The sequence below is a fragment of the Dissulfurispira sp. genome (assembly GCF_036745535.1).
In the GTDB taxonomy this organism is placed as follows: Bacteria; Nitrospirota; Thermodesulfovibrionia; order Thermodesulfovibrionales; family Dissulfurispiraceae; genus Dissulfurispira.
Genome location: NZ_DAIOFX010000109.1, coordinates 1 through 4,557, shown reverse-complemented (window position 1 = coordinate 4,557; position 4,557 = coordinate 1). Strand labels below are relative to the sequence as shown.

The window sequence follows — 4,557 nt, the reverse complement described above, 5'->3', positions numbered from 1 at the left end:
TTATTATAGCTGTGCCAATTACAATCAAGAGTATCGCTTCCATTAACTACCTCCTGATAATTTGACTTTTATGCTTATAAACCAAGCAACCATTCCTGATGCAAAAGATATGGTTGCACCTGCAAATGCTTTTTGCTCTATAAGTGCTGCTATTACGGCAGCGAGTATAAGTCCGATTGATAAGTCTCTTATGCCTTCTGCTATAAAATCCTTCATCTCTTACATATAGGTTCCAATAAGAGAGAGGATTTGTCAAGCAATATTTCTATATAAAATAAATATAAGTAAGATATAATAATATTAATCATATCTTTTGGATTGAGGTAAGACTGTCAACTACCCGGCAATGAATTGCCGGGCTTGTAAAGCCCTAGTTGACAAGGGGGCATAGAAAATATGCAGCAGTTACCGGAGAGAAGGCTAACCGGCACACCTGTGGATATTCCACACGTCCGCAGCAACTGTGGTCTGTCATTAAACAGTCCTGAGGGTAGGGACAGTGTGGCAGGCTTAACGACCTCCGGTAACAACCCCGATGCGGCTCTTACTCCCCGACTTAAATCGGGGGAAGAAAGGAGGCTATATGTTAGCCTTTGTTTTAAACAGATACGGCAAACCATTAATGCTGTGTCATGCTGCCAAGGCAAGACAACTGCTTAAGCGGGGGAAAGCGAGAGTAGTAAGAAGAACGCCTTTTACCATTCAGCTTCTTTACGGCAGTTCGGGTTATAAGCAGCCTGTCACTCTTGGTGTGGACAGCGGCTTTGCTTACATCGGACTATCCGCTGTGACAGAGAAACAGGAAGTTTGTGCCTCTGAAATGCAGTTGCGCTCTGATATTGTCAAGCTCAACTCCGAGCGCAGGCAGTATCGCAGGGCGAGGAGATACCACAAAACATGGTATCGCAAACCGAGGTTTCTTATAACAGAAAGAAGCCTGAAGGATGGTTAGCTCCGTCTATCCAACATAAGCTGGACAGTCATATCAAGGTTATTAATCAGATTAAGTCTATTCTGCCTGTTTCTCACATTAATGTCGAAGTGGCAGTCTTTGACATCCAGAAGATTAAAAACCCCGAAATATCGGGTGTTGATTACCAGAACGGTGTTCAAAAAACTTCTGGAACGTAAGGAAGTATGTTCTGTATAGAGACGGGCATACCTGTCAGCACTGCAAGGGGAAGTCTAAAGATAAGATATTGGAAGTGCATCACATTGTCAGCAGACAAATAGGCGGCTACAGACCTGATAATCTGATAACGCTTTGCAGCACTTGTCATAACAAGGTGTCTGTTGGAGATTTAAAGCTCAAGGTTAAACCGTCAAGAGGCTTTAAGGCTGAAACCTTTATGTCCACAGTTAGGTGGATGTTAGTTGATAGGATAAGAAAGTTGGGCAACACTGTTTCCCATACTTACGGCTATATCACTAAAAGCAAACGCATCAATGCGGGACTGTCCAAGTCCTATATAAACGATGCTTTTGTGATTGCTGGAGGTATAAGTCAGGTAAGGTCTGCCGTGCAGTATGTCTCGAAGCAGGTAAGAAAATGCAATCGCAAGCTGTTCAAAGGCGGCAGAAGCCATATTAGGAATACGGCAGATAGGTTTATACAGGGCTTTCAAAGGTTTGATAAAGTGATATGGAAAGGCATCGAGTGCTTCGTCTTTGGCAGAAGGACTACGGGATACTTTGATTTGAGAAGGCTGGATGGTACAAACATTTGCGCATCTGCTAAGGCTTCGGATTGCTCTCTCATGGAGAGAGCGCAAACATTGCTAATCGAAAAAAGGCGTTTCCTCCCGGCATTAAAATGCCGGGTATCCACGCCGGGGAGGTTTCATGAAAACACTATTAAGCGAGCGAGGACAGGTTGTTATCCCCAAGAAAATAAGGGAAACTGTTCATATTGAAAAAGGCGATGAATTTGAAATAGAGGTTATAGGAGAAACAATAGTGCTGAAGCCAATCAAACGGTTTAAAGCTCACAAATGGCAGGATTATATAGGGATAGGGGAAGGGATTGTGGATTCTTTTCTGAAAGAGAAGCGCAAAGAAAAGGAGCAGGAAGATGTTTATCCGATAGATACGCTCCTTTCTTAACAATTTTTGTTGAGAACTCCGTGAGAATAATGCCATAAGCCTCGAAGGACACTAACCGGTACGGTTCTGTCTAGAATATTTTTACCTGAATGTGATCTTCCGGAAAAACCTTATTCCGTCGTGTGTTTAAAGATTTATCATACAAATAACTGCTATAAATCTTTTCTTTGAACTCTTCCATATTTGAGCCGAATATCTTTAGAAATGAATCCCTCGGAGGTGTAACCATTCCATGCGTATAAAAGGTTAAGAGAATGACCTTTAGTCCTATGAGGAGTTCTTTTGTCCATTTCCCATTTGGTTTTTGAATATTCTCTATAGACGGTTCTCTAAAACACATTGGGAATGACCATACACCTGCCTTATTAAGAAAATCAATCCTCTGAAAGAAATCATCTGGGGTATCTTTAAAATTATAGAGCGCATATACCCTTATCTCTTTACTTGTGAATTTTTTGCCAGACTGATAGCACGGAGAACATCATCAGCGTATTCCATGCTGTCGAAAGCAAATCTTACTGGATTGACATTAACCTGATGAAGCATTGATGCCCTGCGTTCATTATAGAGCCTTGCATCGAGCCCCTGATTAAAGTCTACCTTCTTATTCAGCTTAAGAAGTGTTTTACAGTCCTGCTCGAAAAGTGGGGATGCGAGGAAATTATTATCCCAGACAGTGATCTCCGGAAAATCAGGATTTATGTCTTGTTCCCATCCGTTCCTGCTGCAGTATCCGGGCTCAAGTTTCGGGACGCAGCAGAAGTCGCATCTCCTTACGCATCCGCGGGAAGTATAGGTGATCGATGATCTAAGTTGGCGGCCAAAAGTAAGGGAATAGTCCGGAGGACAGTTCTCTGCTTCGCCAAGTAATCCGATATAAGGCATAGTACCTGTTTTCTCGAAGATATATTTAGGTATAAGAGAGGCGCCGATGCCGCCGACCCGGATTTTTGCGTCCGGGAAAAACATCTGACAGAAAAGGATGTAATCTACCACGCTATTAATATCCCATGTAAAGAGAGATGTGATGTATATATCTTCTGGCTCGTAAAGTCCTCGAGGAATATCTTTGCCTGTTGCCGTGAATATCCGGCAGTCCGGATATTGCCGCCTCAACATCGTAGAAATCTTTATAAGACCGAGCGGTGGATACTGCGTCTTAGCAACCGGCTCTACGAGCAGGAATTGAGGTTTGTCGTTCATAAAAGAATAATGCCTTTAGGGGTAACCGAAATACTTATCATACTGTGGCCTCTTATTAATAATACCCTGAATGTCAACAACTCATTAAGGACACGCTAATTTTCTGGTTTTTCTCATACAAGTGTTTGACAAATCCCCTTTTTCTGCTTATAAATATAGTATGAGTAAGGCAGTTATAGAGATTTGCGATGCCCTGAAAATAGCCGGTGTTCCTGAAGATAAGGCCTCGGCAGCGGCTAAGGCTATGGCCGATGTCGGGCAGTAAGACAGGCTGGCAAAAATAGAAGGCGATATAAAGGTAGTAAAATGGATGCTTGGCGCACTAATAACCATGAATATCGGCATCATCATTATGATGATAAAAGTGCTTTCGGCATTGCCAAGGTGAGGTGAGAAGATGAGTACTGCCGTATTTGACACATTGGCATACGCAAAGAAGCTGAAAGAGGCCGGAGTCCCGGAGAAACAGGCCGAAATCCATGCGGAGGCTATTGCGGAGATTGTTGAAGATAAGCTCGCAACAAAGAGAGACTTGAAAGACCTTGAGGTTGCTGTCCAGAGGGACATTAAAGAACTCGAGGTTACCGTCCAAAGGGATATTAAAGAACTCGAGCTGCGGCTTATTATTAAGCTCGGCTCTTTAATAGCCGCCTCTATCGCAATTGTGGCGGCTCTGGTAAAATTGTTGTAGAGTGAGGTGAGAAAATGATAATTATTTATTTATTTTTTATTGCTTTAATTGCTTATGCAATAAGACTTTATGTAAAAAGACCTGAGCTATGGGATTTGAGGAAAGATATGTATTATGAAGAAGATGATGATCTTGGTTATAGTTATGATGTTTCTCACCGGTACCATCCTCTTAACTGGTCTCGCTGGGATGATTAATTCTTATTCTTAATATTCTCGTTTACTTTCCGTTTTACAGTCTTTTCCATCGTATCAGACCTTCTCTTTTGTTCTGCCTCTGGGGCCAGAGGATAAGGCATGCCGCTTTCTATTACCTTACCTGCTACACCCAAAGCGGCATCCCCTACCTTTGAAAATGGGTTGGTGTGTATATTATCTTTCCCTTCTTCTATTTCAGCTTTGCCGTCTTCTTTTTTATTTTCAAATGACTTTTCATTTGGAGGTGTTACATTAGACGGGACTTTACCTGTTCCAGTTACCTTCAAGGTTTCCTGATTTACTTTTTCTCACATCTGTCCAAAATAGATTTTAGAAAGACCTCCGATTCAGGTAGTATAGAAT

The 4,557-nt window shown here is 42.1% G+C and carries 9 protein-coding genes; 5 read left to right on the top strand and 4 right to left on the bottom strand.

What is annotated here, in order from left to right:
• Window positions 1-42 precede the first annotated feature (42 nt).
• A complete protein-coding gene (locus V7L97_RS11470; RefSeq protein ID WP_333656100.1) occupies window positions 43-216 on the bottom strand; it encodes a hypothetical protein in 174 nt (57 codons plus the stop codon).
• A 367-nt stretch (window positions 217-583) separates the two neighbouring features.
• On the opposite strand from V7L97_RS11470, the gene V7L97_RS11465 reads away from it, so the two are divergent.
• From V7L97_RS11465 to V7L97_RS11455, 4 genes are all read left to right on the top strand, one after another.
• Window positions 584-952 (top strand): RRXRR domain-containing protein, encoded by a 369-nt coding sequence (locus V7L97_RS11465; RefSeq protein WP_333656097.1) that lies wholly within the window; start codon window positions 584-586, stop codon window positions 950-952.
• Window positions 898-1,131: an RRXRR domain-containing protein gene (locus V7L97_RS11460; protein ID WP_333656096.1), complete on the top strand. Its 234-nt coding sequence runs from the start codon at window positions 898-900 to the stop codon at window positions 1,129-1,131. Before V7L97_RS11465 ends, V7L97_RS11460 begins: the two co-directional genes overlap by 55 nt.
• A 74-nt stretch (window positions 1,132-1,205) precedes the next feature.
• Window positions 1,206-1,913 (top strand): HNH endonuclease, encoded by a 708-nt coding sequence (locus V7L97_RS13135; protein ID WP_442891830.1) that lies wholly within the window; start codon window positions 1,206-1,208, stop codon window positions 1,911-1,913.
• Window positions 1,843-2,103 carry an AbrB/MazE/SpoVT family DNA-binding domain-containing protein gene (locus tag V7L97_RS11455; RefSeq protein ID WP_333656094.1) on the top strand — a complete coding sequence of 87 codons (261 nt, stop codon included), beginning with the start codon at window positions 1,843-1,845 and terminating at the stop codon, window positions 2,101-2,103. Before V7L97_RS13135 ends, V7L97_RS11455 begins: the two co-directional genes overlap by 71 nt.
• 70 nt (window positions 2,104-2,173) lie before the next feature.
• On the opposite strand, the gene V7L97_RS11450 is transcribed toward V7L97_RS11455, so the two are convergent.
• Together V7L97_RS11450 and V7L97_RS11445 are read right to left on the bottom strand one after the other, a co-directional pair.
• A complete protein-coding gene (locus tag V7L97_RS11450; protein WP_333656093.1) occupies window positions 2,174-2,443 on the bottom strand; it encodes a hypothetical protein in 270 nt (89 codons plus the stop codon).
• Between the two features lie 92 nt (window positions 2,444-2,535).
• Complete coding sequence (locus tag V7L97_RS11445) at window positions 2,536-3,306, bottom strand: hypothetical protein (RefSeq protein WP_333656091.1); 771 nt, start codon at window positions 3,304-3,306, stop codon at window positions 2,536-2,538.
• A 397-nt stretch (window positions 3,307-3,703) separates the two neighbouring features.
• Between V7L97_RS11445 and V7L97_RS11440 the strand changes: the two genes are divergently transcribed.
• Window positions 3,704-3,997, top strand: a complete 294-nt coding sequence (locus V7L97_RS11440; RefSeq protein WP_333656090.1) for a hypothetical protein — start codon at window positions 3,704-3,706, stop codon at window positions 3,995-3,997.
• A 193-nt stretch (window positions 3,998-4,190) separates the two neighbouring features.
• On the opposite strand, the gene V7L97_RS11435 is transcribed toward V7L97_RS11440, so the two are convergent.
• Window positions 4,191-4,481: a hypothetical protein gene (locus tag V7L97_RS11435; protein WP_333656089.1), complete on the bottom strand. Its 291-nt coding sequence runs from the start codon at window positions 4,479-4,481 to the stop codon at window positions 4,191-4,193.
• Window positions 4,482-4,557: the final 76 nt, after the last annotated feature.